Annotated in this window: 4 protein-coding genes and 1 pseudogene; all 5 read left to right on the forward strand. The window is 46.4% G+C overall.

All coding sequences use genetic code 11. The features are described 5' to 3' along the window. Nucleotides 1–373 precede the first annotated feature (373 nt). Nucleotides 374–853 carry a four helix bundle protein gene (locus tag G596_RS23255; protein WP_022763590.1) on the forward strand — a complete coding sequence of 160 codons (480 nt, stop codon included), beginning with the start codon at nucleotides 374–376 and terminating at the stop codon, nucleotides 851–853. Between the two features lie 5 nt (nucleotides 854–858). Next, nucleotides 859–1,938, forward strand: a complete 1,080-nt coding sequence (locus tag G596_RS23260) for a reverse transcriptase domain-containing protein (protein ID WP_022763591.1) — start codon at nucleotides 859–861, stop codon at nucleotides 1,936–1,938. A 58-nt stretch (nucleotides 1,939–1,996) separates the two neighbouring features. Beyond that, a complete protein-coding gene (locus tag G596_RS0120175; protein ID WP_022763592.1) occupies nucleotides 1,997–2,290 on the forward strand; it encodes a DUF6273 domain-containing protein in 294 nt (97 codons plus the stop codon). 86 nt (nucleotides 2,291–2,376) lie between these two features. Further along, entirely contained in the window at nucleotides 2,377–3,009 is a 633-nt protein-coding gene (locus G596_RS0120180; RefSeq protein ID WP_022763593.1) for a hypothetical protein, read from the forward strand. After that, a pseudogene (locus G596_RS0120185) lies at nucleotides 2,985–3,965 on the forward strand (hypothetical protein); the annotation flags it as partial. The gene G596_RS0120180 and the pseudogene G596_RS0120185, both read left to right, overlap by 25 nt.

Raw genomic sequence — 3,965 nt, forward strand, 5'->3', positions numbered from 1 at the left:
ATTTTTTGAGTAGTTCATCAGCTGAATTGGCTTGAATTCCATCTATTGTACTTCGATGGGTATAATGAATGCTTCCTGTTATCTTATGTACTTTTTGATAAAGCGTTGCTTAATAGTTTTTTTTTTGTTTTTTAACACTCATTTTAGAGATAATTCTATATAATCAAGATATGGTATTTATCAACATTCTAAAATGAGGAAGAGCATTGAAGCATCGATACTTGACAGTAATGCGGAATAGAACTACGTTCCTTAGAGCAGAGCAGAGCAGAGCAGAGCAGAGCAGAGCAGAGCATGGGCTAACTGCGCCCTTTTTGCGTCTTGCGAGGCGCTTGAAACTGAATACTATATTCGTGATGGATAACCGTCGGACTTGACGGGGTTACTATACCCTGTCAGGTTCGGCGGTTTTTGTGTTCAAAAGATCGAAGGAAAAGGAGGATGTCTTATAGCGAAGAGCGAATTATCCGTCATAACAAAGGCGAAAGATCTGTGCAGCTATATCATGACCGTGACGGATAAGTCACCCAAGCGTTTTCGTTTCACTCTGGTATCAAGGCTGCAGAATTACGCGCTGGACGTGATCGAGAACCTGATCATGGCAAATGAAACCTTTGTGAGTGCGGGGGATATGCGTTCCGCGGCAATGCGAATGTCATATCAAAGAACGGCCATGAGCAGATTGAAACTTCTTTCATATATGTCGGAGCTTGCCATGAAGCAAGGGTGCATCCTGCCAAAGCAGTATGAACAGATTACGAAACAGGTTTACGATGCCGAGAATATGCTCGGTGCATGGATGAACAGTGATAAGCGGCGTTATGGCGGGAAGCAGGACAATGACGGCAGGTGAGGTGATTGGAGAAAAATGCATTCGACGCCATGCTCGATTTTCAGAATATGTACCGGGCGTACAGGCGGGCGGCGGCAGGCAAGAGGGATAAACAGGAGGTCATCGACTTTGAGCTGGATCTGTCCAGGAACCTGTGGGAGATTATTCATCAGATGGAGGATAAGACCTATAGGGTTGGTGGATATCACAAGTTCATGATATACGATCCGAAGGAACGGAAGATAGAAGCACTTTCCTTCCGCGACAGAGTGGTACAGCACTGCCTGTGTGACAATATCCTGAAGCCGTACTTTGAGAACAGGCTGACCTACGACAATGCAGCCTGCCGGGAAGGAAAGGGAACGGATTTTGCGAGGGATAGACTTACAGCGTTCCTGAGGGAGCATTACAGAAAGCATGGAGCAAATGGCTATATCTTAAAGTATGATATCCGGCATTATTTTGACAGTATCGACCATGAGATTTTGAAGGAAATGCTTAAAGATATTCCAGATAGAAATGTGCTGGGGCTTTTGTACCACATTATAAGGAGCTACGAGGGAACTACAGATTCCAAGATGGGAAGAACGAAGGGACTGCCTTTAGGCAACCAGACCAGCCAGTGGTTCGCGCTGTACTATCTGGATTCCATGGATCGCCTGATCAAAGAGAGGATGCATATAAAGCATTATGTACGGTACATGGATGATGGGGTTCTGATTCATGAGAGCAAGGACTGTTTAAAGGAAGTCCTCCGTCAAATGAAGGAGAAGGCGAAGGAACTGAGGCTGGAGTTCAATCAGAAGACACAGATCATGCCAATCTCGGAAGGGGTGGATTTTCTTGGTTTCAGGTTTTACCTGACAGATACCGGAAAAGTGATCCGGAGGCTTCGCACCTCGAACAAGAGGCGGTGGAAGAGGCGTTTGAAAAAATATAAAGAGGAGTACCGTGTGGGCAACAAGAGTCTGGAGGAGATAGGAAGGAGCGTTGCAAGCTATAACGGGCATCTTGCCCACGGTCATACATGGAAGCTTCGTAAAAAGGTGATGGGAACATTCGTACTCACCCATGCGCCGAAAGAGGAAGTGAGTGATGGGTTGTAACGGAGGGCTGCAGGGCTTTCCTTAAGGGCTGTCATGCAAAAGGCGTTTTTGCCTGAACATGGTTGCCAAATACAACAGGGACAGGGTTGTATGGTGGCTCCGCTCGCCCGGCAACAATGATAATAATGCGGCGTGCGTGAACGGCGGCAACGCTGATGAGAACGGCAACAATGTCAACAAAAAGCTTGCTGTTCGTCCCGCATTGCCCGGTCGCCCGAAGTGTATGGAAGGTTCCATGCGCCAGTGCATCAGGCAAAGGAACCCTGTTCCTTTTCATGGAAATATCCATGGAAAAACACATGCTGTCGGAGCCTGTGGACGCGAAAGCTTTCACAGTATTGGGAACGGGTGATGATCCGTTTCCCCGGCAGCCATTTTAAGAGAAAGAATTGTTTGTAATTATACAGACAGTCGAGTCAAAAAGGAGGTAAGAACAAAATGAAGAAAAGAAAGGCTCTGCTGAGCATTGTACTTACTATTGTAATGGCAATCAGCACGTTTACCGGGTTTGTTCCGGGAGCATGCCTGAAAGTGCAAGCAGAAGGAACAACCTATAGTCCGGCGTCTGAGTATAACGACTACGGGACATTAAATTCAAATGGCACAACGGTACAGATAGAAGGGGTCAGATATGACGGTACAAATGTAGCTGATTGGTATGTGATCGGATATGACAGTGCCGGCCAAACTGTGACACTACTTTCAAAGCAGTCTTTTGGCAGTCAGGCGTTCAATTCTTCGCCGAGTAATAGTTATGAAAACTCTACTATCAAGGGCTTTGTGGAAGGCTTAATAGGTGATGGAAAGCAACTTGCCGGAATCAAGGATGCACTTGCAAATATAAGTGGAAAAGTCACAGGGACTCCTGATACTATATCAGGTTCTGTGCCGTATCTTTTGAGCTATGCAGAGGCGAATGATTTAAACGCTACAAAGAAGTCAGGGGCTGCAGATAGCTGGTGGCTCCGCTCGCCCGGCATATATGATTCTTTTGCTGCGTGCGTGTACGGCGGCATCGCTGTTGAGTACGGCTTCATTGTCATTGTTTGCTTGCTGTTCGTCCCGCTTTAAAGCTGAATCTGGAATCAGTAATCTTCAAATCTGAATCCGGTTCCTATTCGTTTGCGTTGAAGCCGGCGGGATATAGTGTGACTCTTTCAGGCGGTGCGAATGCAACAACAAGCGGCGGAGCAACGAGCCAGACCGGATTGACAGGCGCTATGACCACCGTGACCTATACGGCGAAGACCGGATATTATTTTGCGGAGTTTGCTGATATTACTGACAATGGTATTACTGCAAAAAGAACGAGTAGTACGGCTGTAACGGTTTCCGGTACACCGACTACGGATGCGACCATCACGGTTCCCGACGCGGTGGAGAAGACGGCGGCCACGGTTACAAAGGCACCGACAGCCAAGACACTGACCTACACCGGACAGGCTCAGGGGCTTGTAAACGCAGGTGAGGCGGAAAATGGCACAATGCAATACGCTCTCGGCAAGGATGCGGCGACTGCCCCGGCAGACGGCTGGAGCACATCCATCCCTACAGCTACCGACGCGGGAACCTACTATATATGGTATAAGGTAGTAGGTGATGATAATCATACAGATTCTGAACCTGCTTATGTTACAGTGACAATTGAATCGGAATCAGGTAATGGAGTAGAGGAAACTAAGAATCCTGATGGAAGCAGAACTGTCACAGAAGTAAAAGAAACTAAAGATGGCACATCAAATATCACAGTCACGAATTACAATAGTAAAGATGAACAGATTTCCCAGTATGTATTCAAACAGACAAAAGGGACAACATTAGACCTCAAAAATGTAAACAGTAAGAACCTCAAAACAGTAGTAGTTCCGGGGGCAGTAAAAGCAAATGGTAAGACCTACAAAGTCACGAGAATTCGCAAGGGCTTCCTTAAAAACTGCAAGCAGGCAACAAAAGTTGATATAGGAAAAAACATCAACACTATAGACAAGAATGCCTTTAACTACGGTAAGAAGGTTCAGAAAGTCGTC

The sequence above is a fragment of the Butyrivibrio sp. AD3002 genome (assembly GCF_000420905.1).
Classification (GTDB): Bacteria; Bacillota; Clostridia; order Lachnospirales; family Lachnospiraceae; genus Butyrivibrio.